Below are 26,742 nucleotides of genomic sequence, written 5' to 3'. Positions count from 1 at the left end.
AAACTCGAAACTGTTTTATCTCATGACGGTTGGAACGTGCCGCGTCGAGTTGCGCCTGGCCGGCAATAACTCCCTCAAGGGTAAGCGGCGGGTTGTGAAGAGCATCAAAGATCGGATCCGAGGCCGCTTCAATGTCTCGGTCGCCGAGGTGGATCGTCTTGACGAATGGCAACGCGCCACACTGGGGATCGCCTGCGTCAGCAACAGCTCCCGATTGGTGGACGAAATCCTGACCAAAGTAGTCAACCTTATCGAGGCTGACGCCGACGCCCTGATTCTCGATTATGAGATCGATCTGATGGCCCATTGACGATCCTGGTCTGTTGGCTGCGGAGAGAATGGTGATGCAAGGCAGGCGCGCCGATCGGGTCGGTACCTTGATACAGGAAGAGATTAGTCGCCTGATCTTACAGTCGGTCAAGGACCCGAGGATCCGTTTTGCCACAGTCACCCGCGTCAGGGTGAGCGACGATTTACGGCATGCGAGGGTTTATATCGCCTCGATGGGAGGCGAAGAGAAACAGCGTCAGGAGACGCTGATCGGCCTGAAGTGTGCGGCCGGCTTTCTCCGTGGGGAATTAGGACGCCGATTGTGCCTGCGCTACGCCCCGGAGCTTCTGTTTTTACCTGATGATTCGCTGGAGCAGGAGATGCATCTGGACGAGCTATTCCGGCAGATCGAAGCGACCGAGACAAAGGAGCAATAACGATGGCGAGTCGTGTCGATCTGCACCTCCATACAAAGGCCTCCGATGGCGCGCTTCAGCCGGCGGAGCTGGTAGAGACCGCCGCCCGTATTGGGATCCGCGTTATAGCGGTGACCGACCATGACAGCGTGGATGGGATCGCCGAGGCGCAAGAGGCCGCCTCTGATCTGGCAATTGACGTGATTCCTGGGATCGAGGTGAGCGCGAACCTCGATGGCGACGAGATCCATGTCCTGGGCTACCTGCTTGACGCGGGCGATTCGTCACTGCAAAAGGCTCTCCGTCGACTGCAGGAAGACAGGCTCGTTCAGGCCCAGGCCATGGTCGAGCGGTTAGGCGCGCTCGGGCATCCGCTCGAGTGGGATCGCGTCATGGCCATTGCGAATGGGGGATCGGTCGGACGGCCGCATATCGCCAAGGCCCTTGTAGAGCGCGGCGCCGTCGCATCGGTGGATGAGGCGTTCGCGCGTTTTCTGAGACGAGGGGGCCCTGGCTATGTTGAGAGCCCGAAGTTCCTCCCGCAAGAGGCGGTCAGCCTGATCAGGCAGGCTCAGGGTGTGCCCTCGCTGGCGCACCCGATTATCGTAGGCGCAAGCGATTACCATCTGGATCTCGAGCGACTTCTGCCGATGATGATGGAGGCGGGCTTGGAAGGGATCGAGACCTACTACAAGGGGTATACCCCGGAAATCACAGCGACCCTGCTTGCCGTCGCCGGGCGGCATCGACTTATACCCACCGGTGGGAGCGATTTCCATGGTGGTGGGGTGGTTGCCGATGCCGAGTTGGGTGGGGTAGAGGTACCCTTGGAGACCGTCGAGCGTCTGCGGATCAGAAAAGGGGAGTTGGACTCTGGACCGGTCATCTCTGACTAATCTCTGGTGCGTGCCATGGAACTCAGCGGAGTCTTGAATATCAATAAGCCTGGGGGGATGACCTCCCATGATGTAGTGGACGTGGTGCGGCGTCTGCTGAAGATGCGCCGTGTTGGTCATACCGGTACGCTTGATCCGAGGGCGACCGGCGTGCTGCCGCTCTGCATCGGACGGGCGACTCGAATCGCACAATTTCTTACGCAAGCCGACAAGGAGTACCTGATCACGATGCGGCTGGGTATCACCACTGACACCTTGGATGCTGATGGGAAAGTGCTGTCCCAGACGGATCATGTTGACGTAGACTCTGCCAGACTGCGAGAAGTTCTGGAGAGTTTTGTCGGAGAGATCCAGCAGGTGCCGCCCCTTTTCTCCGCGAAGAAGCATCATGGAGAGCGCCTCTATCGCCTGGCTCGCCGAGGCGAAACAGTCGAACGGCAGCCGATTGCGGTGCGGATTCATGAGCTGACGCTGCTGGAGATCGACTTCCCCTTCGTTCGATTCCGGGTGAGTTGTTCCAAGGGGACGTACGCTCGTACTCTGTGTGATGACATTGGTCGGATCCTCGGGTGCGGCGCGCACCTGTATGCGTTGACTCGCGTCCGATCAGGCCGTTTCCTGGTTGACGACGCGTTGACGCTGGAGCAGCTCGAGCAGACCGTCATGGAGGGGCGTATCCGGGATGTGCTGATCCCGATCGGAGAAGCTCTCGGGCACCTGCCGGTTGTCAGGATTCACCCCGAGTCCTCTCGAGGGGTTGTTCAGGGAGGCGGGATGGTGGCTGGCGCGCTGCTCAGTTTCCCGATGGAGGTGGAGAAGGGCGACCTTGTCCGGGTCCTGGGATATCGGCGCCAGCTTCTTTCGCTGGCCGAGGTAACGGTTGCGGGCCGGGAATTCTCCGCAGTCGATCCGCGTCGGATCGTCTTAAAACCGGTACGGGTCCTCGCCGGGCAATGATTGTCATCGAGCAGATTGAGGATCTGGAAGACGAATATCCCTCCGCTGCGGTAGCGGTCGGGACATTCGATGGGGTCCATCTTGGACACCGTGAGATCCTGGGTCGCGTGGTGCGGCGTGCCCGCCAGGAAGGCGGAACGGCAGTTGTCTTTACCTTCGCGCGACATCCGTTAGAAGTGGTGAACCCTTTAAAGGCTCCGCCTCTCATTACGCCACTGTCGATCAAGCGGGACATCATGGCTGCGCTCGGCATCGATCTGATGATCGCCGTCGGCTTTACTCCTTTTCTGGCCGTCACCTCGCCGCGCGATTTTGTGAAGACCTACCTGGTCGATCGACTTCGAGCGCGTTTTGTGTGTATCGGATACGACTTTGCCTTTGGTAAGGCCAGGGCTGGCTCGCCGGAACTGCTCAGGACACTTGGGGAGGAGTATCGGTTCGAGCTTGAAGTGGTTCCTGCGATGACAGCGGACGGTCATGTGGTCAGTTCTACTCTGATCCGCCGCCTGCTTGCCGGAGGGGAGTTGCGCCGGGCAACCCACTTTTTGGGGCGACCGTACGCGATTCTTGGACATATAGAACGTGGCGCTAAACGAGGCAGGGGGCTGGGGTACCCGACGGCCAATCTTGCCGCGACCGCTGATTTGATCGTTCCGGATGGCGTATATGCCGGCTTGGCATGGTTGAAGCACGAGTTACACAAGGCGCTGATTAATGTCGGCAGAGCTCCGACCTTTGGGGGTGAGGCCAGGCGAGTGGAAGTCCACCTGTTAGAGACTGAAGAGGGGGAATTGTACGGGGAGACGCTCACACTCTTCTTCCTTGAACTTTTGCGGGACGAGCGGCGCTTCGATGACCCGTCGTTGCTCCGACAGCAGATCGACTGCGACAAGCGGCAAGCGGATGCGGTGTTTGCTGCCTTCCCGCAGTTTTCTCCGGAAGAATGGGCTTTACTCCCGGAAAGGCCTATGCTATCGTACTCCCGGTTTCAGGTATCTACTTAAGAAGAAAGGAGGATGCGGCTTCGTGGGTAAGGCGTCTACAAATAAGCAAGAGATCATTGGGCAGTATCGGCTACATGACACCGACTCCGGCTCCCCGGATGTACAGATCGCGCTTCTGACCGGGCGAATCGGCTACCTGACCGAACACCTGAATGGCCACAAGAAAGACTTTCACTCCAGGAGAGGGCTGCTCCGCCTCGTCGCACGGCGCCGGAAACTCTTGGACTATCTCAGGAGCAAAGATACGAACAGGTATAAACAGATCATCGAAAGGTTGGGAATCCGTAAATGAGTTGCCGTGTCGAGCGGATCATTGAAGGGAAACTCTTGAGTATCGAGGCTGGGCGTGTGGCCAGGCAGGCCGATGGCGCTGTGCTAGTCCGGTATGGCGATACGGTCGTGCTGGTTACGGCGGTGGCGTCGAAACAGATGCGACAGGGGATCGATTTCTTTCCACTCACTGTCGATTACCAGGAACGGGCCTACGCAGCCGGTAAAATCCCTGGTGGCTTCTTTAAGCGAGAGGGTCGGCCTCATGAGAAGGAGACGCTGACCTCGCGCCTTATCGATCGTCCACTCCGTCCCCTCTTCCCGGATGGCTATCGGCATGACGTCCAGATTATCGCCACGGTTCTGTCCGCAGACCAGGAAAACGACCCTGACGTCTTGGCGGTGTTGGGCGCCTCCGCCGCTCTCACCATAGCGCCCATCCCGTTCCTCGGGCCGATCGGTGCGGTCCGGGTGGGTCGGGTGGGGGGCAAGTTGGTCCTCAATCCCACCTATGCCCAGATGGAAGGATCCGACATCGATATGGTGGTCGCGGGGACCCAAAGCGCTGTAGTGATGCTTGAGGCCGGAGCCAACGAGGTCCCTGAAGAGTTGATGATGGAGGCGATCGAGTTTGGGCATAAGGGGATCCAGCCCATGATTAACATGGCGCTGGAGCTGGCGAAAGAGCTTCGGGTTGAAAAGGCGCCATTCAGTATTTGCCCTGTGGATCCCGAGTTAGGTGAGCGCGTGAACCACCTGGCCCGCCAAGGGCTTCGGACCCTGACCGGGATCGCGGAGAAGGAGGAACAGCGGAGCCGTCGACAGCAGCTCTTTGATGAGGTCATGGCGGCGTTCAGCAATGAGGCGGAGGACCGGACAGCAGTCGTCAGGAGGCTGTTTGAGCAGATCGAGCACGAGGAGTTACGCCGAATGATCCTGGAAGACGGGAAGCGGGCGGACGGAAGATCGCTCGAGGATGTTCGACCGATTACCGCCGAGGTCGGTGTCCTGCCAAGGACTCATGGATCAGCCCTCTTCACAAGGGGTCAGACGCAGGCTCTTGTGACCACCACGCTCGGCACCTCGGAAGATGAACAGCGTCTGGATAATCTCGAGGGAGAGGGTACTAAACGGTTTATGCTCCATTACAACTTTCCACCGTTCAGCGTCGGCGAGGTTAAGTTCATGCGCGGTCCCGGTCGACGCGAGATTGGGCACGGGGCCCTCGCCGAGCGAGCCCTTCTCGCGGCGCTGCCGACGAAGGAGGAGTTTTCGTATACCCTTCGGATTGTCTCAGATATCCTCGAGTCGAACGGGTCGTCTTCCATGGCGACGGTCTGCGGCGCGAGCCTCAGCTTAATGGATGCCGGGGTTCCGATCCGGTCAGCGGTGGCCGGAGTAGCGATGGGGCTCGTCATGGAAAATGAGCAGGCGGCGATTCTCACCGATATCATCGGACTTGAGGATCACCTTGGCGACATGGACTTTAAGGTGGCCGGCACCCGGAAAGGGATCACGGCGCTGCAACTGGATATCAAGACCCAAGGTATCACGCCTAGCCTCATGCCGAAGGCGCTGGATCAGGCCAGACGCGCTCGTCTCCATATTTTGGATCAAATGGATCGCGCCATTGCGGAGCCAAGGCCGAATATGTCGGCGTATGCCCCACGCATCATCACGCTGATGATTCCGGTGGACAAAATCCGTGACGTCATCGGCCCTGGCGGTAAGGTGATCCGCGGGATTGTGGCAGACTCCGGGGCGAAGATCGATGTCTCTGACGACGGGCGGATTGAGATCGCCTCGGTTGACGAAGAGGCAGCACAGAAGGCTTTGTCGATCATCAGCAAGATCGTCGAGGTTCCTGAGGTAGGCAAGGTCTATCAAGGGAAGGTAGTCAAGATTATGGACTTTGGTGCTTTTGTCCAGATCCTTCCCGGCACTGATGGCCTTCTGCATATCTCTCAAATTGCCGAACACCGGGTGAAGAGGGTCGAGGATATCTTGTCGGAAGGGGATGAGGTCATGGTAAAAGTGATCGACGTCGACAAGAACGGGAAGATCCGGTTGAGTCGGAAAGAGGTGGTACAGTCGGAGACGCAGGTTAAGGCGGAGTAGAGGTCCTCCTAAGTAATGAGCCTTCTCTCCTATAATCGCCAGGTATTGCCGAACGGGATGGTCGTGCTCAGCGAGCGGATGCCTGCCGTCAAGTCGGCTACGATCGGCGTCTGGGTGCGGGTCGGATCGCGGGACGAGGCGGGAGAGGTAGCCGGCGTCTCGCATTTCATCGAGCACATGCTCTTTAAGGGGACCCAGCGGCGGAGCGCGCAGGAGATCGCCAGGGCGATTGACGCCGTTGGCGGCACGCTTGACGCCTTCACGAGTCGCGAGAGCACCTGTTTCTATGCCAAGGTTTTGGGCGAGCACCTGCCTCTGGCCATTGATATCCTGGCTGATACCTTTCTCCACTCCAGTCTTAATTCCAAAGATATTGAGCGGGAGCAAGAGGTGGTTCTTCAGGAGATCAAGATGGTGGAGGATACCCCCGATGACCTGGTCCACGACCTCTTTGCGGAGGCGATCTGGAGTGATCACCCGGTGGCTAGACCGATCCTGGGGCGCAAGGAGACGGTGCGCGCCTTTACACAAGACGACGTCCGTTGTCACATGGATCGCTTCTACCGTCCTGATCGCACCGTAGTGGTGGCGGCTGGCGATCTGGAGCACGAGCACCTCGTGGAGCTGGTGGCGCAAGCGTTCAATGGGTTTGAAGGTCGATCCGTTCACGTCGATCTTCCACCTCCAAGTTGTACGGCGGCGGTCAGGGTGGAGGAGCGTGATACGGCCCAGCTTCACCTGTGCCTCGGCATGGACGGCCTGCCGCATGCGCATCAGGATCGCTATGCGCTCTACCTGTTAAACGCCATGCTGGGCGGCAGCATGAGCTCCAGACTCTTTCAGGAGATTCGTGAAAAACGGGGTTTGGCGTATTCAATCTACTCCTACCAGGCATCATATCGTGATTGTGGGCTGCTGGTCATTTATGCGGGGACCAATCCGGAGTCCTCAGGCCTGGTCGTGGACCTGATTCGTGGTGAGTGCGCCCGCTTGCGGAATCAGCCGGTCGATCCCAGCGATCTCCAACGGGCGAAGGATCAGCTGAAGGGCGGCCTGCTCCTCGGGCTCGAGGGAACCAGCAGTCGGATGACTCGCCTTGCCAAGACAGAGATCTATTTCGAGGGCACCTATGGCCTGGAAGAAATCATCGCCGGGATCGATGCGGTGTCCATTAATCAGTTCGAGTCGCTGACGAGAAGGATTTTGCGCGACGAGGCGTTTGCCATCACTACGATCGGCCCTGTCGCTCAGACGGCCCTCCTCTCTTGATCACAAATCCCGATGATCCCACGCTATACGCTTCCCCGGATGGTCTCTGTATGGGAACCGCAGAACCGCTACGCCGCCTGGTTACGGATCGAGCTGTTGGCGTGCGAGGCGTGGACCGAGCTGGGCGTCGTTCCGCGCGAGGCGTTAGCTGTCATCCAGGAGCGGGCCGGCTTCGACCTTAACCGCATCCAGGAGATCGAAAGGGAAGTTCGCCACGATGTCATCGCCTTTGTCTCGGCGGTGGCGGAGCGGGTCGGCCCGGAGGCGCGCTACCTTCATTTCGGGCTGACGTCCTATGATGTCGTCGACACGGCTCTCGCGGTGCAACTTCAGCAGGCTGCCGGCATTCTGCTGGAAGACCTGGAGGCGCTCTCTCAAACGCTCGCCGGCCTCGCCAGACGCCATAAGCATACGATGATGATCGGGCGGACGCATGGGATCCATGCCGAGCCAACAACCTTTGGTTTGAAGCTGGCGCTCTGGTATTGCGAAGTGGAGCGCAATCTTGATCGCCTCCGCCGGGCCAGGGAGACCGTTGCGTACGGCAAGCTCTCCGGCGCCGTCGGGACCTTCGCCCACCTGCCGCTGTTTGTGGAGCAGCATGTCTGCGCCCGGCTCGGGCTGAAGCCGGCGCCGATCTCCAGCCAGATTCTCTCCAGGGATCGACACGCTGAATTTGTGCTCACGCTCGCCCTGATCGGAACCTCTCTCGATAAGTTCGCCACGGAGATCCGCCACCTGCAGCGGACTGAGGTGCGTGAGGTCGAGGAGCCGTTTGTCGAAGGACAGAAGGGTTCTTCAGCCATGCCTCACAAGCGGAACCCGGTTGCCTGTGAACAGGTGTCCGGACTAGCGAGATTGCTGAGAAGTTACGCCCAGTCTGGCCTGGAGAACGTGCCGTTATGGCACGAGCGCGACATCAGCCACTCATCCGTGGAACGGGTGATTCTGCCCGATGCGACCATCCTGCTTGACTACCTTCTGGTCCGGTTCCGAGAGGTTCTTGAGGGACTGCGGGTCTATCCGGATCGAATGCGTCGCAACCTGGAGATGACGGGGGGGCTGGTGTTTTCTGAGGCCGTGTTACTCGCGCTGGTTGGCAAGGGGCTTACCAGGGAAGAAGGCTACCGGCTGGTGCAGCGGCACGCCATGCGGGCGTGGGAGTCGGGTGAACCGTTCAAGCCGCTTCTGCTGGCCGACCCGGAGATTTGCCGGCATCTCTCGCCTGACGAGGTTGAAAGCTGCTTTGACCTGGGCTATCATCTGCGACATCTGGATGACATCTTTGCGCGTGTAGGTCTCTAACGACGTTAGACATTACTACTCGAAACTGAACACTCAAGACTAAAAACTGAAAACTCAAAGATGTTGACTGCGAAGATTTATGTGACCTTGAAGCCTGGTGTCCTCGACGCCCAGGGAGACACGGTACGATCGGCCCTTGAGACGCTGGGGTTTAAGGGGCTGGCGGACGTACGGGTCGGAAAGTTCATGGTGCTGACGCTGAACAGTCTCACGAAGGAGCAGGCGACTGCGCAGGTTGATGAGATGTGCAGGCGGCTGCTCGCCAATCCGGTGATTGAAGACTACTGCTTCGAGTTGGAGGGGGCCACCGGATGAAATTCGGCATTGTGGTCTTTCCCGGCTCCTGGAGTCACCAGGACTTCCACCATGTTATTGTGAACGTCCTGAAGGAGGAGGCCTGCTACCTCTGGCATAAGGAGGCCAATCTTCACGGTGTGGATTGCGTGATCCTCCCGGGCGGATTCGCGCATGGTGACTATCTGCGGTCGGGTGCCATCGCGCGACTGTCCCCTGTCATGGGCGCAGTGGCGGCCTTTGCGGACGCAGGCGGCCCGGTCCTTGGCAGTTGCAACGGGTTTCAAATCTTAACCGAGGCGGGACTGCTGCCGGGCGCGCTGTTGCCTAACGATTGCCTGCACTACCGGTGTCGATGGGTCCACCTGAGGACGGAGAGCCGGCAGACTCCCTTTACGTCTGCCATGCAACCGGGACAGGTGGTGCGGATGCCGATTTCGCACGGCGACGGGCGATACTATATCGACCAGGTGGGGTGGAAAAGGCTGGTGGACGGTGATCAGGTTATCTTTCGCTACTGTGATGCGACGGGGGCGCTCGCGGACGATGCGAACCCGAACGGGTCGCTGGATTCTATCGCCGGCATCTGCAACGAACGCCGCAATGTTCTCGGATTGATGCCGCATCCGGAGCGGGCCGCCGAACCGATCCTGGGCTCTGAAGATGGCGGCCTGATGTTCGCGTCGATCCTTGACAGCTTCGTCCGCTCCCCGCTCACGACATGCGGGGACAGGGCCTGAGGCTTGGACTATGACCGTATCGGCTGTCTCCCCGGATCTGATCGCGTCACACGGCCTGACGACCGACGAGTACGACAGGATCATAGCCACCATCGGTCGTGAACCGAACCTAGTCGAGTTGGGGATGTTCGGTGCGATGTGGTCGGAACACTGCAGCTACAAAAGCTCGCGGGTGCATCTGGCGACGCTGCCGACGGAAGGGCCGCGCATCCTTCAGGGGCCGGGGGAGAACGCGGGTGTCCTTGACATCGGGGACGGGCTGGCGCTGGTCTTCAAGATGGAAAGCCATAACCACCCGTCCTTTATCGAGCCGTACCAGGGAGCAGCCACAGGCGTAGGGGGAATTATCCGGGATATCTTCACTATGGGGGCGCGGCCGATTGCGCTCTGTGATTCGCTCCGCTTCGGACCGCTGACCGATCCGAAGAACCGCTACCTGTTCGGCCGTGTGGTGGCCGGCATTGCCGGGTACGGGAATGCGGTGGGCGTGCCGACCGTGGGCGGAGAGGCGTGCTTCGCCGAGCCGTATAGCGGCAACCCGCTGGTGAACGTGCTGTGCGTCGGGATCGCGCGGAAAGATCGGCTGTTCTTTTCCGGGGCCGGTGGAATTGGGAACCCGGTGATCTACGTTGGGGCCAAGACCGGACGCGACGGGATCCATGGCGCCACGATGGCCTCCGGCGTCTTCGATGAGGGAGCCGAGGCGAGAAGGCCGACCGTCCAGGTTGGTGACCCCTTTCGCGAAAAGTTGTTGATCGAGGCCTGCCTGGAGTTGATGGAGGGGGACGACTTGGTTGCGGTCCAGGATATGGGGGCGGCGGGATTGACCTGCGCGACCGCCGAGATGGCGAGCCGCGGCGGTACCGGGATCGAGATTGACCTCGCCCACGTCCCCCGGCGAGAACCGGGAATGACGGCCTACGAGCTGATGCTCTCGGAGTCGCAGGAGCGGATGCTCGTGGTCGCAAAAGCGGGAAGCGAGGAGCGGGTTCGAACCGCCTTTGAGAAGTGGGATCTCGATGCGGCTGTCATCGGGCGGGTAACCGAGGGGGAGTTGCTGCGGGTCCTGGACCATGGTAGGCCGGTGGCAGAGATTCCGGCCGACGCCCTGGCATCCGAGGCGCCCGCGTATCACCGGCCGAGCCTCCGTCCCGTCGAGGCCGATGCGTGGCAACGGCTCGACCTGGATCGCCTCCCACTCCCTGACGACTATTCGGCTGTCCTGTTGGAGCTGTTGCGGTCGCCAAACCTCTGCTGCAAGGAACGGATCTGGGAGCGCTATGACCACATGCTGTTCCTGGGCACGATTGTCGGGCCGGGATCGGACGCCGTCGTCCTGCGACTGGCCGGAGGCACACGCGCCATTGCGCTTTCCGTTGACGGCAATGACCGCTACTGCACGGTGGATCCCTATCGGGGAGCCATGATCGCCGTCGCCGAGGCAGCCAGAAACGTCGTCTGCGCCGGCGGCGAGCCGCTCGCCATCACCAACTGCCTGAACTTCGGCAATCCGGAGCGCCCGGAGATCATGTGGCAGTTCGTTGAGGCGGTCAAAGGAATCGGCGAGGCCTGCCGGGCCTTGCAGACCCCCGTCACCGGCGGTAACGTGAGCTTATACAATGAGACATCTGGACAGGCGATCTTTCCTACGCCCATGATCGGGATGGTCGGCCTCCTGGACGATGTGAGCTACGCGACAGGCCAGTGGTTCAAGGCTGAAGGGGATCTGGTGGTGCTGTTGGGCGAGACGCGGGAAGAGCTGGGGGCGAGCGAATACCTGGCGATCCGGTTCGGGTTGGTTCAAGGCGCGCCCCCCTCGTTGGACCTGGCCAGGGAGCAGGCCGTGCAGCGCGCCTGTCGCGAGGCGATTCGAGCGGGGATCATCAGTTCGGCGCATGACTGCTCGGAGGGCGGGCTGGCCGTTGCGCTGGCGGAGTCGTGCCTGGGGGCGACGCCGATCGGTGTCGATGTTCAACTGACGGACGCGATTCGCCCCGATGCGTTGCTCTTCGGGGAATCACAATCCCGGATCGTCGTGTCCCTCAAGCCGTCCGACTGGCCGAGACTGGAGAAGATCGCAGCGGCGTACCAGGTCCCTGTGGCGCGTCTTGGAACGGTCGGGGGGACCAGATTGAAGCTTCGCGCCCCGGCATGCGGGGTTGAACTTTCTCTGGCAGAGGTCGAGGCCGCCTGGCGAGGCGGGTTGGCGCCGGCACTGGGCGCGTAAGGCAGGAGCGAGGTACGATGAAATCGGTACAGATCGGTATCTTGGGGTTCGGGACCGTAGGCTCCGGGGTGGTGAAGCTGATTCAGGAAAACAGGGCCCTCCTGGAGCAACGGCTCGGCGGGCAGGTCGTCATCCGTCGGATCGCCGATACCGATATCCAACGACGGCGAAACGTTGACGTGGACCCGACCATACTGACCACCGATGCGATGGCCGTGCTGGAAGACCCCGCCATCGACATCATTGTGGAGTTGATCGGGGGCTGTGATGTCGCGCTCAGGTTTTGCCGGGAGGCGCTGGCCAGGGGTAAGCATCTGGTGACGGCCAATAAGGCGTTGTTGTCTACCCACGGGCTTGAACTGTATCGGACTGCAGCGGCACGCCGGGTATCGATCGGGTTTGAGGCCAGCGTCTGCGGCGGTATTCCGCTGATCCGGGCTATGAAGGAGGGGCTGGTCGCCGATCGGGTCCGTTCGATCGTCGGCATCGTGAACGGCACCTGTAATTACATCCTCACGACGATGACGGACAGCAAGAGGCCGTTTGCTGAGGTGTTGGCCGAGGCCCAAGTCCACGGCTATGCCGAGGCGAATCCGTCTTTGGACGTGGACGGGATCGACTCCGCACACAAGCTGCAGATTCTGGCGACGCTGGCGTTCGGGGCCTATGTGCCCCTCAACAGGATGTACGTCGAGGGGATCCGGCAGATCGATGCCTCCGACATCGAATACGCGCGCGAGTTGGGATATCGGATCAAGCTGTTGGCGATCGCCAAGCAGCTGAATGGCGAGTTGGAGGCGAGGGTACATCCGGCGCTCATCCCAGAGGATGACCTGTTGGCGTCGGTCGGTGGCGTTCACAACGCCGTCTATGTCGTCGGCGATGCCGTGGGCTCGCTGATGTTCTACGGGCGCGGGGCAGGCCAGATGCCGACCGCTTCTGCCGTCGTCAGCGACATCGCCGAGATCGCCAGAGGCCTGCTGCACGATCCTGGCGCAAGGGGTGTTCCGCCTCCGCAGATCTCGGAGGCGGAGGCCGAGGTCAAGGAGATGGCGGCCGTTCGCTCCTGTTACTATCTCAGGATCATGGCGATCGACAAGCCAGGGGTCCTATCGAGGGTCACCGGAATCCTGGGCAGCAATAACATCAGCATCGTCTCCGTCATCCAAAAAGGACGTCATGAACAGAGCGCTGTGCCGATTGTCATGTTGACCCATGAGGCGGTAGAGGGCGATATGCAACGGTCGCTTCGCGCCATCGACCAACTCGATGTGGTGAGTGAAGAGACCGTGTGCCTCAGGGTCGAGGGAGTCACCGATTGAGCCAACTATGAAGACGATGAGCTGGAAGGGGATTATCGAGCAGTACCGGGCGTTTTTGCCTGTGACCGATCGAACGCCGGTCGTCACCCTGGGCGAGGGAAATACACCGCTCGTGCGCGCCGAACGGCTCCAAGCTGCGCTTAAGATTGAGGCAGAGATATATTTGAAGTATGAGGGGCTCAATCCAACCGGCTCCTTCAAGGACAGAGGGATGACTCTCGCCATCAGCAAGGCGGTGGAGGAAGGGGCCAGGGCCGTCATCTGCGCCTCGACCGGGAATACCTCGGCCTCTGCCGCGGCATACGCGGCTCGAGCAGGACTGCGCGCCTTTGTGCTGATCCCTGAGGGGAAGATCGCGCTGGGCAAGCTGGCTCAGGCGATGATCCATGGTGCGCAGGTGCTGCAGATCGAGGGCAACTTCGACCAAGCCCTGCAGATCGTGAGGCGGATCGCTGCAGATCAGCCCATTGTGTTGGTCAACTCCGTGAACCCGTATCGGATCGAGGGACAGAAGAGCGCCGCCTTTGAGGTTTGCGAGCGGCTCGGGCGGAGCCCGGACTACCACTTTACACCGGTTGGCAACGCGGGTAATATCACCGCGTACTGGAAGGGGTATCAGGAATATTTCAAGGCCGGACAGATCACCTCGCTACCAAAGATGATGGGATGGCAGGCGGAAGGCGCGGCGCCGATCGTCCTGGGGAAGGTGGTCGAGCAGCCGGAGACCGTCGCCACAGCCATCCGGATCGGCAACCCGGCAAGCTGGCATGGGGCGGTAGCTGCTGCTGCCGAGTCCGGCGGACGGATTGATATGGTTTCTGACAGCGAGATCACCGACGCGTATCGTCTCTTGGCCTCTGTGGAAGGGGTCTTCTGCGAGTTGGCCTCGGCGGCGTCGGTGGCCGGGCTCATCAAATATTGCCGGTCGAATCGTCTCCCGAAGGATGCGGTTGTGGTGTGCGTGCTCACCGGGCACGGCCTGAAAGAACCCGATGCTGCGATCCGTCTCTCGCAGCAGCCTGTCACGGTAAAGGCCGATCCCGAGGCTGTGCAGAAGCTTCTATCGGTCTAGCCGGCCCATCGAATTTCGTTTGACAGCGAGGACCGCCGACGCTATAGTCTTTTTGCGGATGCGGGAATAGCTCAGCGGTAGAGCATCGCCTTGCCAAGGCGAGGGTCGCGGGTTCAAATCCCGTTTCCCGCTCCAACCTTGCGACCTGGGAAACCGTTATCAAACAAATACATAATGTAATCGGTATGTTGCCCAAGGCCGTACCCACCTATGATTTCCTGCTGGCTCAATTGCTGGATCACGTCATCATTGCCTGTCTTGCGGCGGCGTAGCCAAGTGGCTAAGGCAGAGGTCTGCAAAACCTTTATTCGGCGGTTCGAGTCCGCCCGCCGCCTCCACTCGATCCGACACTTGTTGTGGGCTGTTATCCTGTCACTGACAACCGTCATCGGTTGTACGTCGATTCAGCCGCCTACCCCGTTCGAGGGCGAACCACTAGGCCGTCCAGGCCCCATGGAGCAACTCCCCCTCATCACCCTGATGCTGTGGCACGCCCGAGATCTCTCGCTCACGCCTGCACAGATCCAGGCTTTAGACCGTCTTCGCAGCGATTTCCAGCGACAGGCCGAGCTGCAGGCCGCAGAGCTTCAACGAATGGAACAGGAGCTGCAGCGATTGTTCAGCAGAGAGCCGATCGACCTGGCGCAGGTGGAGGCCAGGATGCGGAAGATAGAGGCACTTCGGACTGATCTCCGTGTGGGTCGGATCAGGACCATCGAGAAGGGGAAGGCAATACTGACACCGGAGCAGTGGAGGAAGCTTCAGCCGCTGGTTCGCGGCGGACTATAACGAAAGAAGGGGATGGCGCATGGCGAAGCGTACCAAGGTTCAACTTGGCACTGAGACTGTTGGCGGGGTCGACCTCGATTTCCGGACGATGCGCGAGGAGTGGAACGAGTACGAAACCGAGGACGGAAGCCGGATCCGTGTGAAGCTGGTGGTCACTGAGATCATCCGCACGGACCAATTCGATACCCAGGCGGATCAGCCGGTCTATGTCGTCCGGTCCGGGAATATCGTGGTTACGAAAGCACCGGACGAGCTGAAAGAAAAGCTGCGCCGTCGCCAGTCCGAGTAGCGCGAGTAAGACCTTGCCGGGGTGGCGGAACTGGGAGACGCTCGGGACTTAAAATCCTGCGGGCTTCGGCTCATGCGGGTTCGACTCCCGCCCCCGGCACCATTTATTCCGGTGCTTATCTCACCCTCCCTCGATTCATAAACTCTTTCTCTCCCGAATTGTGCCCGTTGTAATAGCATTCCGCACCCGCTGTATTCCAAGAGTCCAGAGTAGGATCTGATATTTGTTTCTCCGACTTTCTCACTATCCAATCCACCCTTGCCGTATTTTCCGCCCCCCGTGTTACTTAAGCGGGTATCCTCTTATTACGCAGAGCATAATATATATTGCATTACGGTAACGGATGGTGTACGCGTGATGCATGAAAATCGACACGCGCACGCTCTCTCCTTCGGCCCAGGAAAGCCTTCGCATCCGGGCGGTCAAAGCGGTTCTGGCAGGACATACCCAGGTCGAGGTCGCTGGGATCTTCGGCGTGCCCCGGCAGACAGTCGGGCTCTGGGTCAAGGCGCATCAACGTGGGGGCCTTCGATCGCTCAAGGCCAAGCAGCGGGGACGTCCGAAGGGCGGCACGCTGCGTCCCTGGCAGGCGGCCCAGATCGTCCGGTCGATCACGGATCGGACGCCGGACCAATTGAAACTGCCGTGCTCTCTGTGGACGCGGGAAGCCGTGGGGCGCCTGATCACGGATCGGTTCGACATCCAGCTGTCGGTCTGGACGGTGGGGCGCTATCTGGCGCAGTGGGGGTGTACCCCGCAGAAGCCGGTGCGTCGGGCCGTTGAGCAGAATTCGGAACAGGTGCGCCGGTGGCTGGACGAGGAGTACCCGGCGATCCGGTCGCGGGCAACGCGAGAGGGCGCCGAGCTGTACTGGGGAGACGAGATGGGGGTGCGGTCCGACCAGGTGGCGGGACGGTCGTACGGGCGCCGGGGGCAGACGCCGGTCATCCCTGGAACGGGACAGCGGTTCGGCTGCAACATGATCTCCGCCATCACCAACCGGGGTCGCCTGAACTTCATGGTCTTTCGTGAGCGGTTTAACGATCGGGTGTTCCTGAACTTCCTCACGCGATTGGTCCGTCAGGTGCCACAGAAGGTGTTCCTGATCGTGGACGGCCATCCGGTGCACCGGGCCGCACGCGTCACGCGATGGGTGCGCGCACATGCCACAAGGATCGAACTGTTCCGCCTGCCCAGCTACAGTCCCGACCTCAATCCCGATGAGATGCTCAACCAGGATGTGAAAAGCAATGTCGTTGGTCGTCGACGTGCCGGGTCCCCGTCGGAACTGGTGTCGACCGTGCGAGGCTTCCTCCGTGGTTGTCAACGCCAACCCGATGTTGTCAGCCGCTCTTTTCACAAAGATTCAGTCCGGTATGCGACCGCCTGACGGCAAGATATATTATGCTCCCCGTAATAAAAGAATCTCAAAACGCCAGGGTCGTTCGGAGCGGCTCTTCGGGCTGCAGACCCAGACCGTGGCGAATCGCTGGGGCTAGTTCCAGCGCGAGTTACTTGTCAAATCTGGTTGCACATGGTATGCTTCAGTCGCAATCCTACACCGAAGTCGAGTACCGGTCAATGCTCGGAGAGCGGCTCTTCTAGCGAGGTTGCAGAATCGTCATGGTTGGGAACCTATGAAATTTCTCGTGGTTTTAGAAGAAGGAGAGGATGGCTACATCGTGGCTGAATGCCCGGCCTTGCCCGGGTGTATCTCCCAAGGGAGAAATGCCGAGGAAGCACTGGCGAACATTCGGGAGGCGATCCAGGGCATTGTGGCCATTCGACAAAAACACGGGCTCCCTATTCCCGAGGAGCACGTGGTTGAGGTCGCGGTCCCGGCATAGTGGCGAAGCTTCCGGTCATCTCAGGGCGGGAAGCCGGGAAAGCGTTTGCTAAGCTTGGCTTTGCGTATGATCACCACCGAGGCTCTCACATGATCTACTATCACCTATCCGGCCGCCATCTCTCCATCCCGGATCATAACGAACTGGATCGGGGAACCCTCCGCAAGCTCATCCGGTATGCCGGGATCACGGTGGATGAGTTCCTGTCGCTCCTTCAGGATTCGTAATCTCCTCCATTCCTGGTGTCAGTTCTGGTGCTAGTACGGCATCAAAAATGGGCGCATATGGTACAACTCAGTCGCAAGGCTTTTCTCAGGTAACTCCGCGTCTGTCCTCACAAACCCGCGCCTGTAGCGAATTTGCAGGCCAGCCGTTAGGCGGTCTTAAAATCCTGCGGGCTTCGGCTCATGCGGGTTCGACTCCCGCCCCCGGCACCAACAAGGATAGTCCTTCTTGATTCCACCCGCTGAAGAGCCTGAGCCACGTCCTCATCTTCTTAACGTGCTTTGTGGGCGTTTCCTGGTCGCCAGCCGACAAGCTAGCCAGGATCGCGGCAAGCCGCCCTCAGTTGAATTCGACCTCTACCTTGGGCATTGTGCTTCTCCTCTGATGACGGCACCAGTAATCCCTTCGCTCCTTTCGGCTTGACGCCCCCACGTCCTGGAATTACCATTCGATTACTTGGTTGGGGCCTCTTTTAGCAACGGAGGTCAGGATGCCGATTCTCAGAGCAGTACAGGCCGATATTACAACGCTGGCTGTCGATGCGATTGTAAACGCCGCGAATTCGTCGTTGCTGGGCGGGGGTGGAGTGGATGGCGCGATTCACCGGGCGGCAGGGCCTGGATTGTTGGCCGAGTGTCGTTCGCTGGGTGGATGTCATTCCGGCGATGCAAAGATGACAAAGGGCTTTCGACTGCCTGCGAAATATGTCATCCATACCGTCGGCCCGATATGGCGAGGGGGTTCCCACGGCGAGAAAGAGGTGCTCGCCTCCTGCTATACCACATCGTTACGGCTGGCCGCCGATACCGGGCTGTCCAGAGTGGCCTTTCCGTGTATCAGTACCGGCGTCTATGGATACCCGAAGGCGTTGGCCGCGCAGGTCGCTGTGGAAACGGTTCGCGATTTCGTTGCGAGCGATCAGAGGGTGAAGGAGGTGATCTTTGTCTGCTTCTCTACCGCTGACCTTGCCACATACACCGCGTTACTTGCTGATAAGAGTTGAGGTGCGGTGTGCGCACATTGCCTGACCGTACTGGAGTGTACTCGCTACGCGAGGTATTCCATACAAGGGCGGCGCTCCACGGTATTCGCAGGCTGCAATGTGGCTACCGGGACGCCGTACTTGGTGATCGTGATCTTCTCTCCTTTGGCGACACGCTCTAAGAGCTCAGGCAGATGCGTTTTCGCCTTATACGCTCTGATGCTTTTCATGAATGCCCCCGTTGTGCATAACAACGAGTCCACCGTCGCGCGAGACCTGGAATGACGATCTTGCGCGATTATCAGAAGCTTGCGACCGTCTTACGGATGAACGTTTTGTCTACATCCTGGAGCATCCGGAAATGGCGGGCATGGAGAAGGCGATCGAGGAAACGCTTCAACATTCTTAGGCTGCGATTCAGTCGCTGAGCGACGAGCAGGCCAGATTTTACTATCGTCTCTATGTGGGTACAATGGTGGGAGACAAGTATCTCTGTGTGGTCGTTAAGGTGCACGCAGTCACCGCGTTTGTGCTTACGGCGTATCTGACCGACAAGGTAAAGAAAGGAGAGCAGTTATGGCCGAAAGGAAAGTAAAGATCTGGTACGACCCGGAAGGCGACTACCTGGAGGTTATATTCGACCAGCGTCCGGGCTATTTTCACGAAACCGAGAATGATCAGGTCATGGAAAAGATAGACGCGGAGGGAAACTTACTCGGCTTCTCGGTGCTCAAGGTGAGCGCCCTAAGTAAGAAACCCCTGGAAGTCGCGCTCTGACGCGCGAGGACGGCGAACTTACGGGCGAACTGACCGATGGCCTACGTTGGTGACCGTGCCGTCATCGGCGATGCCTTCGAGCCGGGGCTGGTGAAGGTCAGCCGAGAAAGGAGTGGTCGGAATGCCGAATCAAGGGGTACGAGTGGTGGCCCGAGTTGTTGCCCGTCATGGAAAGGTAGAAGAACTCCGGACCTTGCTGCAGGGCCTGGTCGAGCCCACGCGCAGGGAGCCTGGCTGCGTGACGTACGAGTTGCTTCAAAATAAGACCGATCCGACAGATTTTACTTTTGTGGAAGAGTGGCGAAGCGAAGGCGATCTTGATGCGCACCTACAGTCGCCACACCTGCAACGCGCTCGTGTGAAGTTGCCGGATTTGGCTGCCGCCGATCCGGATATCCGCCGGTATACTGTGGTTGTGTAACGAGTACGCTACCGTAAGTTCCCCCTCACCCGCACCCTCTCCTCCAAGATGGGGGGGGCGAGGGGAATAGAAAAGGCGCTCTTGCGGCGCCCATAGGGTATCCGTCTGGCGAGGAGAGATTTGACGGTGAGATTGTCGCGCTCCCGCTGGTCGCTGGCAATAACGCGCCCCAATCCTCACTCTTGAGAAGCTGAACCAGCCTTGATCTGTTATCCAGGATGTGTTACGTTGTCGAACGATGATGCCGTCTGCCTGCGTGCGGACACGCACAGGCTGGAGAGAGAAGGGAAGAGGCACGCTAACAGGATCTGAGATGTCGCGCGAAAAGAAGACCGGATACGATCCTCACGGAATTGAAGAGCGTTGGGCCAAGGTCTGGGAAGCGACCGGCGCCAGTCACGTCGACGAGTCCTCGCGGAAGCCGCCGTACGCCATCGTGATCCCGCCGCCCAATATTACCGGCTTCCTGCATATCGGCCACGCCATGAATAACACGCTCCAGGATATCCTGATTCGATGGCGGCGGATGCAGGGATATAATGCCCTTTGGATGCCCGGCACCGACCACGCGGGTATTGCGACGCAGAACGTCGTCGAGCGACAGCTTGCCGATGAGGGACGCCGGCGAGAGGATCTCGGCCGTGAAGGGTTCGTGGCGCGAGTCTGGCAATGGAAGGAGGAATCGGGCGGGACAATCGTCCGCCAGCTCAAGCGGCTGGGGGCGTCCTGCGACTGGGACCGGGAATGTTTTACCATGGACGAACCCCGTCAGCAGGCGGTCCGCGAGGTGTTCGTCCGTCTGTTCCGCGATCGTTTGATCTATCGCGGGGAGCGGCTGATCAACTGGTGCCCGCGCTGCCAGACAGCGCTCTCAGACATCGAGGTGGAGCACGAAGAGGCGAACGGGTTTCTGTACCATATCAGATACCCTCTCGCGGATGATCCGGCGACCGCACTCATCGTTGCCACCACCCGTCCTGAGACGATGCTGGGCGATACCGCCGTGGCGGTCCACCCGGACGACCCGCGTTACAATCGATTTATTGGCCGCCAGGTAAGGCTCCCGCTTACCGGGCGGACTATTCCGGTGGTAGGCGATCCGATTCTCGTAGATCGGGAGTTCGGCACCGGCGCGGTGAAGATCACCCCCGCTCACGACTTCAACGACTTTGACGCCGGGGAGCGACACGGCCTACAGCGGATCGCCCTTTTTGACCGGAAGGGAACGATCGCGGCCGATCCGGAAGAGAAAGCGCAAATAGATCCGTCGCTTTTGAAGGACATTCTGTGGAAAGAGGTTGCGGTGGCGCGCGAACTGGTGCTGGATCGGTTGCGGTACGAAGGATTACTGGAGAAGGTGGAGGCGCACCGGCATGCGCTGGGGAAATGTTACCGGTGCAGGAGCGTGGTGGAGCCGTTCCTGTCGACGCAATGGTTCGTGAAGGTGGGTCCGCTGGCCGAGCCGGCCATCCGGGCGGTGGAAGAGGGCAGGACCAGGTTTATCCCTCAGCAGTGGGAGAATACCTACTTTGCCTGGATGCGGAACATCAAGGACTGGTGTATCTCGCGGCAACTATGGTGGGGCCATCAGATCCCGGCTTGGTACTGCCTTGAATGTGAGAGGGAAGCACAGCCGATCGTCTCGGTAGAACAGCCTGCCGGTTGCCCTAGATGCGGCAGCCGGCAGCTTATCCAAGACCCCGATGTCCTTGATACCTGGTTCTCGTCGGCTCTCTGGCCTTTCTCCACCATGGGCTGGCCGGAGCAGACCGAACTGCTCCGACAGTTCTATCCGACCTCGACGCTGGTCACGAGCTTTGACATTATCTTCTTCTGGGTCGCCAGGATGATGATGATGGGGCTCAAGTTCATGGGTGATGTCCCGTTCAGAGAGGTCTATATCCATGCCCTAGTACGCGACGCAGAGGGGCAGAAGATGTCGAAGTCGAAGGGGAACGTGATCGATCCCATCGAGATCATCGACAAATATGGCGCCGATGCGTTCCGCTTCACGCTGGCCGCGCTTGCGGCCCATGGCCGCGACATCCGGCTCTCGGAAGATCGGATCGAAGGGTATCGTCATTTCTGCAACAAGCTGTGGAACGCCCATCAGTTCCTCTCCCGTTACCTGCCGCTTCTCGAAGGCCCGCCCCCACTCGTGAATTCTCTCTCTCTCGATCTGGCGGACCGGTGGCTGCTCCATCGTCTGCACGCGCTCATCGGGTCGGTGACGGGGGCGCTCCAGGAGTATCGGTTCAATGAGGCCGCGTCAGCCCTCTATCAGTTCGTCTGGCACGAGTACTGCGACTGGTATTTGGAGATCGTCAAGTCCCGCCTCACCTCGGATACGAGCGAAGAGCAGCGGCAAGCTGGGGTCGCGCTGTTGCTGCTGGGACTGGAGACCGCGCTGCGCCTGTTGCATCCATTCATGCCGTTTATTACCGAAGAGATCTGGGCGCAACTGCCGCATCGTGGAGAGACCAGCCTGATGCAGGAGCACTGGCCTAAAGCCGACCCGGCGTGGGAAGCCCCAGATGCCGAAGCCTCGATGGGCCTCTTGATGGATCTGACGCGGGCGACCCGCGACCTTCGTTTGGACCTGGAGATCGCTCCTTCGAAGTCAATTCGGCTTGTGCTTCGGACCTCCTCCGACCATGACGACAGGGCGATAGACGTGGTTATGCCGTACCTTGCGGTCCTGACGCGCGCGGAGCACGTCGCCTTCGGTCAACACCTGGATCGACCTTCACCGGGTGCGGTCGCCTTGGTCAACGGTATTGAGGTACACCTGCCGGTGGACGATCTGTCGGTCTTTGCAGCCCGACAGCAGAAGCTGCGGCGTGAGCTGGAAAAGGTGGAACAGGAGCTGGCAAGGGTGAACAAGAAATTGAGCAATGCCGATTTTGTTGCGAAGGCGCCGGCGGAGGTGGTAGCCAAGGAGCGGGACGGGCATGCCCGGCTCATGGATACCAGGATCAAACTACTTCAGCATCTTGAACGGATTGAACAGCTCTTGCGGCCCGCCTAACGACAGGCGGGCAGAAAAAGAGATTCGAAGTGGCTGTAAGGAACCATCAGGAACTCCTGGCGCCGTTACGAGAGACAGGGATCCGGGTCAGCTTGACCACGCGGCGGATCGGGACCGCGATCCACCTGTTCCAGGAGGTCGAGTCGACGAATGACGAAGCGGCCGTGCTGGCCGACCGTGGCGAGACGGAGGGGATGATCGTCATTGCGGAGCGGCAGTACCGTGGGCGTGGTCGGCTGGGTCGTCAATGGGAATCGCCGATGGGGCTGGGGCTGTATTTCTCCGTCATACTGAGACCGCCGATTCCGCCGCAGGGCGCCCCCGTGCTCGCTCTCATGGGTGCGGTAGCAGGGGCCGAGGCGATAGAACGGACCACGGGGTTCACGACAGCGCTCAAGTGGCCGAATGATCTGATCTTGCACGGCCGGAAGGTGGGCGGCATCCTGGGCGAGATGGCGGCAGAGGGCTCCCGCATCCTTTATGTCATCCTTGGGATCGGCATCAACGTGAACCAGACCGAGACGGACTTCGCAGGAGAGCTACGCCAGACTGCCGGTTCGCTCCGAGTTGAGGCCGGCTATCCCATAGATCGAACAGCGGTCGTGCGGTCACTCTGCGAGCGCCTCGACGGTTGGTACGAGCGGTTCTTGTGTGATGGACCCCAGCCCATTCTGGAACAGGTCCGGCGCCGCTGTCTGACCTTGGGTCGGATGGTCGTGGCCCGATCCGGCGATGAAGAGGTGTCCGGTTTCGCGGTCGAGCTGGATGGCAAAGGGCGGCTGGTGATCCGCGATGCAAGGGGTACGTTGCATCACCTGGTTGCCGGTGATGTCACGCTTACAGGGTAGAGACGTATGCTGCTCGCCTTGGACGTGGGTAATACCAATACGGTGGTCGGGGTATTCGAGGACAAGGAGCTCCGGGTGCATTGGCGGCTCAGTACCAGGCGGGAAGGGACCGGCGACGAATACGGGATGTTGATCAGTAATCTGTTACACCTCGGCGGGCTGGGGCCGGAGCAGATCTCGGCGCTTATTATCGCCTCAGTGGTCCCGCCGCTCCAATCATCCCTCGAGGAGATGGGCCATCGTTACTTCGGGATCGTCCCCCTGGTTGTCGGCTCTGGGATCAAGATTGGTATGCCGATCCTATACGATAGTCCGCGAGAGGTGGGGGCCGATCGGATCGTCAATGCGGTAGCGGCGTTCGAGGTCTACGGCGGCCCGGCGATTGTGGTGGATTTTGGCACCGCGACCACCTTTGACGCGGTCTCGGCCCAAGGGGAGTATGTAGGAGGCGTCATCGCTCCTGGTATCGGGATTGCCGCTGAGGCTCTCTTTGAGCGGACAGCCAAACTACCTCGAATCGATATCGCCAAGCCGAAAACTGTGGTGGGAAAAACGACAGTGGCCAGCATGCAATCCGGCCTGTTCTTCGGCTATCTCGGGCTGGTGGAAGGGATCGTGACGCGGATGCGTGAAGAGTTGGGGGGCGATCCCATCGTCATCGGTACTGGAGGTCTTGCCCACCTGATCCTTGCCGAGTCGCCAAGCGTCAAGCATGTAGACCCGCTGCTCACATTGACCGGCCTACGGATCATCTACGAGCGCAACATATAGGTAGGGCCGACCGACCGGTCGCCCCTACGCCTCGCGCTTCGTGCCGCAATGAGGACAGGCCAGCCAATCCTTCTGTAAAGACCGGCGACACTGACTACAGAGGATCTCCTCGGGGGGTGCAGGCGGCACTTCCCTTTCGGGCGATTCGACGGACTTCTTGAATTCGCGAATTGCCGTGCCGAGAGAGCTGCCAATTTGCGGCAGCTTGGCAGCGCCAAACACGACGAGGGCAATCAGTAAGATTACCAGCAGTTCCGGCATTCCGAGTCCGAACATCTACTCCTCCAATCCCTTCCGCGCCTTAACACCCAACATTTTAAAATTATACTAGCCTATCAGACTGCGGAATTCCATCAAAAACGGAGTTGGCGTCGCACTCTGACGATTTTTTCCTTGACAATTGTAACCTCTACCTTTAACCTACAACGGTTCTGAGACAGCAAGTATGAAGGGGGGAAGGTTACGTCATGAGCAAGACAATTCATCGCTCCGTTAATGAAATCGACAGGCGGTGGCATCTGATCGACGCGTCTGGACTGGTGCTTGGGAGGCTGGCCACTGAGGTGGCTGTGCTCCTGCGAGGGAAGCACAAGCCGATCTTCAGTCCGCACCTGGATACCGGGGATTTCGTGGTGATTGTGAATGCCGAGCGAGTGGTATTAACGGGTAAGAAGCTGAAAGATAAGCTTTATCACCGCCATTCGGGCTATCCGGGTGGGCTGAAGACGACCACGGCTGAGCGGATGATGAAGAGTCACCCAACGAGGATCCTGGAGGCCGCGGTTCGTGGGATGTTGCCCAAAACAAAGCTGGGCGATGCGCTGTTTCGTAAACTCAAGGTGTATGCCGGTCCCACTCACCCGCATGCATCGCAGCAGCCGACACCATTCGTTAAAAAGCCTGCCCTCAGCTCAGTCGAAGGGACAGTCAAGGAGGGATAAATTTCAGCTATGCCAGCGGAAGAGGCGTTGTTGTATGGGACGGGCCGACGAAAATCGTCTGTAGCCAGGGTGTGGTTGTCGCCCGGTGACGGGAAGATGGTGATCAATCGGCGGCCCCTGCAGGAGTACTTCAGCCGCCCGAGCAATCAAACCTTGGCCGTTCAGCCTCTGAAGACGATAGGGGTGGAGGGGAAGTTCGACCTGCGCGCTAACGTGGCCGGTGGGGGGTTGACCGGCCAGGCCGGAGCCGTTCGACTGGGCATCGCCCGCGCTCTCCTGGCTGTAGATGCTTCCTTGCGGCCGACGCTTCGGAAGGCCGGGCTCCTCACGCGGGACCCTCGAGTGAAGGAGCGGAAAAAATATGGCCAGAAGGGAGCCCGCGCACGGTTCCAATTCTCAAAGCGCTAATTGTTAGAAGCGATCAGCGGTCAGCTTTCAGCAGGTAGCTTTTGCTGATGGCTGGCCGCTTATGTTTTGAGCGGGTAGTGTAGGGGCAGGGCTTGCCATGCCCAACAGGGGCGCAGCAAGCAGCACCCTACATCGTTGACAACTGATGGCTGTATTTATGAAAGCGCAGATGGACGATACGGGGCGTAAGATCAGGGCAGCGGTGGTCGGAGCCAGCGGCTATACCGGCGTGGAGCTTCTCCGTCTCCTGATCAACCATCCGGCTGTGGAGATCACCGCGCTTACCTCGGAGAGTTATGCGGATTCGTCGATCGAAGAGGTGTTTCCCAGTCTCTTTGGCATGCTTAAGCTGACATGCAAAAAGTTCGATTCGCGTGAGGTGACGAAGCATGCTGACGTAGTCTTCCTGGCCGTGCCCCACAAAACGGCGATGACCGCAGCGGTCGAGTTGCTACCCTTGGGGAGAAAGGTCATTGACCTGAGTGCTGATTTTCGTCTACGCGATCCCGCTGTCTATCGCCAGTGGTATGGCGTGGATCATACGGCGCCGGAGCTGCTGAAAGAAGTGGTCTATGCCCTTCCAGAGTTCTACCGCCAGCAGCTTATCACCGCGCGACTGGCAGCGGTGCCAGGCTGCTACCCCACGGCTGTCCTGCTTGGGCTGCTCCCCCTGTTGAAGCGGGAGGTCATCGACCCGGACTCCCTGGTCATTGATGCGATCTCTGGCGCCTCAGGCGCCGGGCGAAAGCCGGACCTTCCGCTGCACTTCGCGGAGCTTCATGGCAATTGTAGGGCGTACAAAGTCGCGAGCCACCGGCATACGCCGGAGATTGAGCAGGAACTCAGCCGCTGCATCGGCCGGGAGGTGCTGGTGACGTTTACGCCACACCTGGTGGGAACAGTCCGAGGAATCCTGGCCACCATCACCGCCACCCTCGTGACCTCTAAAGATATAGAGCAACTGCGCGCGCTTTACCGGGATTGGTATCGAAACGAGCCGTTCGTGAGGGTCCTTCCTGAGGGTCGATTTCCTGAGACCAAGCAGGTGCGCGGTTCCAACTTCTGCGATATCGGCTTCGCCGTCGATACCAGGACACGGCGCGCCATCGTCGTGACGGCCATCGACAATCTCGTCAAGGGCGCCTCGGGACAGGCAATCCAGGCCATGAACGTGATGATGGGTCTCGATGAACGGACGGGGTTGCAAATCCCCCCGCTCTTCCCCTAACCCAGGCAAAGGCGTTCCGTTTGTGGAG

The 26,742-nt window shown here is 59.8% G+C and carries 30 protein-coding genes and 3 tRNA genes; 31 read left to right on the top strand and 2 right to left on the bottom strand.

Annotation, left to right across the window (positions count from 1 at the left end):
* Window positions 1–22 precede the first annotated feature (22 nt).
* The 23 genes from KGL31_10605 to KGL31_10495 all read left to right on the top strand — a co-directional run bounded on the left by KGL31_10605 (window position 23) and on the right by KGL31_10495 (window position 18,313).
* Window positions 23–310, top strand: a complete 288-nt coding sequence (locus tag KGL31_10605; GenBank protein ID MDE2322344.1) for a DUF503 domain-containing protein — start codon at window positions 23–25, stop codon at window positions 308–310.
* 34 nt (window positions 311–344) lie between these two features.
* On the top strand, window positions 345–707 hold the full coding sequence (gene rbfA, locus KGL31_10600; protein MDE2322343.1) for a 30S ribosome-binding factor RbfA: 363 nt from the start codon (window positions 345–347) through the stop codon (window positions 705–707).
* A 2-nt stretch (window positions 708–709) separates the two neighbouring features.
* Window positions 710–1,582 (top strand): PHP domain-containing protein, encoded by an 873-nt coding sequence (locus tag KGL31_10595; GenBank protein ID MDE2322342.1) that lies wholly within the window; start codon window positions 710–712, stop codon window positions 1,580–1,582.
* Window positions 1,583–1,597: 15 nt separating this feature from the next.
* Window positions 1,598–2,539, top strand: coding sequence for a tRNA pseudouridine(55) synthase TruB (truB, locus tag KGL31_10590; protein MDE2322341.1), 942 nt, complete (start codon window positions 1,598–1,600; stop codon window positions 2,537–2,539).
* Window positions 2,536–3,543, top strand: coding sequence for a bifunctional riboflavin kinase/FAD synthetase (locus tag KGL31_10585; protein MDE2322340.1), 1,008 nt, complete (start codon window positions 2,536–2,538; stop codon window positions 3,541–3,543). Before truB ends, KGL31_10585 begins: the two co-directional genes overlap by 4 nt.
* A gap of 22 nt (window positions 3,544–3,565) precedes the next feature.
* A complete protein-coding gene (gene rpsO / locus KGL31_10580) occupies window positions 3,566–3,835 on the top strand; it encodes a 30S ribosomal protein S15 (GenBank protein MDE2322339.1) in 270 nt (89 codons plus the stop codon).
* Window positions 3,832–5,931 (top strand): polyribonucleotide nucleotidyltransferase, encoded by a 2,100-nt coding sequence (gene pnp, locus KGL31_10575; GenBank protein ID MDE2322338.1) that lies wholly within the window; start codon window positions 3,832–3,834, stop codon window positions 5,929–5,931. The genes rpsO and pnp overlap by 4 nt, the downstream gene beginning before the upstream one ends.
* A gap of 15 nt (window positions 5,932–5,946) precedes the next feature.
* Window positions 5,947–7,200: an insulinase family protein gene (locus KGL31_10570; GenBank protein MDE2322337.1), complete on the top strand. Its 1,254-nt coding sequence runs from the start codon at window positions 5,947–5,949 to the stop codon at window positions 7,198–7,200.
* Window positions 7,201–7,212: 12 nt separating this feature from the next.
* Window positions 7,213–8,505: an adenylosuccinate lyase gene (locus tag KGL31_10565; protein ID MDE2322336.1), complete on the top strand. Its 1,293-nt coding sequence runs from the start codon at window positions 7,213–7,215 to the stop codon at window positions 8,503–8,505.
* A gap of 60 nt (window positions 8,506–8,565) precedes the next feature.
* Window positions 8,566–8,820: a phosphoribosylformylglycinamidine synthase subunit PurS gene (gene purS / locus KGL31_10560; GenBank protein ID MDE2322335.1), complete on the top strand. Its 255-nt coding sequence runs from the start codon at window positions 8,566–8,568 to the stop codon at window positions 8,818–8,820.
* Window positions 8,817–9,539: a phosphoribosylformylglycinamidine synthase subunit PurQ gene (purQ, locus tag KGL31_10555; GenBank protein MDE2322334.1), complete on the top strand. Its 723-nt coding sequence runs from the start codon at window positions 8,817–8,819 to the stop codon at window positions 9,537–9,539. Before purS ends, purQ begins: the two co-directional genes overlap by 4 nt.
* Window positions 9,540–9,549: 10 nt before the next feature.
* A complete protein-coding gene (purL, locus tag KGL31_10550; protein MDE2322333.1) occupies window positions 9,550–11,766 on the top strand; it encodes a phosphoribosylformylglycinamidine synthase subunit PurL in 2,217 nt (738 codons plus the stop codon).
* Between the two features lie 17 nt (window positions 11,767–11,783).
* Complete coding sequence (locus KGL31_10545; protein ID MDE2322332.1) at window positions 11,784–13,088, top strand: homoserine dehydrogenase; 1,305 nt, start codon at window positions 11,784–11,786, stop codon at window positions 13,086–13,088.
* Between the two features lie 7 nt (window positions 13,089–13,095).
* Window positions 13,096–14,160, top strand: a complete 1,065-nt coding sequence (locus tag KGL31_10540) for a threonine synthase (GenBank protein ID MDE2322331.1) — start codon at window positions 13,096–13,098, stop codon at window positions 14,158–14,160.
* Between the two features lie 60 nt (window positions 14,161–14,220).
* Window positions 14,221–14,295 (top strand) — tRNA-Gly (locus KGL31_10535).
* 127 nt (window positions 14,296–14,422) lie between these two features.
* A tRNA-Cys gene (locus KGL31_10530) sits at window positions 14,423–14,498 on the top strand.
* Window positions 14,499–14,613: 115 nt separating this feature from the next.
* Window positions 14,614–14,949 carry a periplasmic heavy metal sensor gene (locus tag KGL31_10525; GenBank protein ID MDE2322330.1) on the top strand — a complete coding sequence of 112 codons (336 nt, stop codon included), beginning with the start codon at window positions 14,614–14,616 and terminating at the stop codon, window positions 14,947–14,949.
* A 19-nt stretch (window positions 14,950–14,968) separates the two neighbouring features.
* Window positions 14,969–15,238 carry a hypothetical protein gene (locus tag KGL31_10520; GenBank protein MDE2322329.1) on the top strand — a complete coding sequence of 90 codons (270 nt, stop codon included), beginning with the start codon at window positions 14,969–14,971 and terminating at the stop codon, window positions 15,236–15,238.
* A 15-nt stretch (window positions 15,239–15,253) separates the two neighbouring features.
* A tRNA-Leu gene (locus KGL31_10515) sits at window positions 15,254–15,340 on the top strand.
* A gap of 259 nt (window positions 15,341–15,599) precedes the next feature.
* Window positions 15,600–16,628: an IS630 family transposase gene (locus KGL31_10510; GenBank protein ID MDE2322328.1), complete on the top strand. Its 1,029-nt coding sequence runs from the start codon at window positions 15,600–15,602 to the stop codon at window positions 16,626–16,628.
* Between the two features lie 247 nt (window positions 16,629–16,875).
* A complete protein-coding gene (locus KGL31_10505) occupies window positions 16,876–17,085 on the top strand; it encodes a type II toxin-antitoxin system HicB family antitoxin (protein ID MDE2322327.1) in 210 nt (69 codons plus the stop codon).
* On the top strand, window positions 17,085–17,312 hold the full coding sequence (locus KGL31_10500) for a type II toxin-antitoxin system HicA family toxin (GenBank protein MDE2322326.1): 228 nt from the start codon (window positions 17,085–17,087) through the stop codon (window positions 17,310–17,312). The genes KGL31_10505 and KGL31_10500 overlap by 1 nt, the downstream gene beginning before the upstream one ends.
* A 488-nt stretch (window positions 17,313–17,800) precedes the next feature.
* Complete coding sequence (locus tag KGL31_10495) at window positions 17,801–18,313, top strand: O-acetyl-ADP-ribose deacetylase (protein ID MDE2322325.1); 513 nt, start codon at window positions 17,801–17,803, stop codon at window positions 18,311–18,313.
* 44 nt (window positions 18,314–18,357) lie between these two features.
* Here the strand turns inward: KGL31_10495 and KGL31_10490 are convergent, their stop codons facing one another.
* Window positions 18,358–18,522, bottom strand: a complete 165-nt coding sequence (locus tag KGL31_10490) for a type II toxin-antitoxin system prevent-host-death family antitoxin (protein ID MDE2322324.1) — start codon at window positions 18,520–18,522, stop codon at window positions 18,358–18,360.
* A gap of 346 nt (window positions 18,523–18,868) precedes the next feature.
* On the opposite strand from KGL31_10490, the gene KGL31_10485 reads away from it, so the two are divergent.
* From KGL31_10485 to KGL31_10465, 5 genes are all read left to right on the top strand, one after another.
* Window positions 18,869–19,069 (top strand): DUF2283 domain-containing protein, encoded by a 201-nt coding sequence (locus KGL31_10485; protein MDE2322323.1) that lies wholly within the window; start codon window positions 18,869–18,871, stop codon window positions 19,067–19,069.
* Window positions 19,070–19,190: 121 nt separating this feature from the next.
* On the top strand, window positions 19,191–19,490 hold the full coding sequence (locus tag KGL31_10480) for an antibiotic biosynthesis monooxygenase (GenBank protein MDE2322322.1): 300 nt from the start codon (window positions 19,191–19,193) through the stop codon (window positions 19,488–19,490).
* A gap of 313 nt (window positions 19,491–19,803) precedes the next feature.
* Complete coding sequence (locus tag KGL31_10475; GenBank protein ID MDE2322321.1) at window positions 19,804–22,518, top strand: valine--tRNA ligase; 2,715 nt, start codon at window positions 19,804–19,806, stop codon at window positions 22,516–22,518.
* A gap of 29 nt (window positions 22,519–22,547) precedes the next feature.
* Window positions 22,548–23,366 (top strand): biotin--[acetyl-CoA-carboxylase] ligase, encoded by an 819-nt coding sequence (locus KGL31_10470; GenBank protein ID MDE2322320.1) that lies wholly within the window; start codon window positions 22,548–22,550, stop codon window positions 23,364–23,366.
* A 6-nt stretch (window positions 23,367–23,372) separates the two neighbouring features.
* Entirely contained in the window at window positions 23,373–24,137 is a 765-nt protein-coding gene (locus KGL31_10465; protein MDE2322319.1) for a type III pantothenate kinase, read from the top strand.
* A 24-nt stretch (window positions 24,138–24,161) separates the two neighbouring features.
* Here KGL31_10465 and tatA read toward each other — a convergent pair whose 3' ends face one another.
* Window positions 24,162–24,413 (bottom strand): twin-arginine translocase TatA/TatE family subunit, encoded by a 252-nt coding sequence (gene tatA, locus KGL31_10460; GenBank protein ID MDE2322318.1) that lies wholly within the window; start codon window positions 24,411–24,413, stop codon window positions 24,162–24,164.
* 191 nt (window positions 24,414–24,604) lie between these two features.
* Here tatA and rplM point away from each other — a divergent pair, with 191 nt between their 5' ends.
* The 3 genes from rplM (at window position 24,605) to KGL31_10445 (ending at window position 26,714) form a co-directional block, all read left to right on the top strand.
* The gene (gene rplM, locus KGL31_10455; protein ID MDE2322317.1) at window positions 24,605–25,078 is read left to right on the top strand and encodes a 50S ribosomal protein L13; all 474 of its coding nucleotides are present in this window, start codon (window positions 24,605–24,607) and stop codon (window positions 25,076–25,078) included.
* 9 nt (window positions 25,079–25,087) lie between these two features.
* Entirely contained in the window at window positions 25,088–25,486 is a 399-nt protein-coding gene (gene rpsI, locus KGL31_10450; protein MDE2322316.1) for a 30S ribosomal protein S9, read from the top strand.
* Between the two features lie 157 nt (window positions 25,487–25,643).
* Window positions 25,644–26,714, top strand: a complete 1,071-nt coding sequence (locus tag KGL31_10445) for an N-acetyl-gamma-glutamyl-phosphate reductase (GenBank protein MDE2322315.1) — start codon at window positions 25,644–25,646, stop codon at window positions 26,712–26,714.
* Window positions 26,715–26,742: the final 28 nt, after the last annotated feature.

The sequence above is a fragment of the Candidatus Methylomirabilota bacterium genome (assembly GCA_028870115.1).
Taxonomy (GTDB): Bacteria; Methylomirabilota; Methylomirabilia; order Methylomirabilales; family Methylomirabilaceae; genus Methylomirabilis.
The sequence above is the reverse complement of the archived record's forward strand: the minus strand, read 5'-3'. Positions and strand labels throughout refer to the sequence as shown.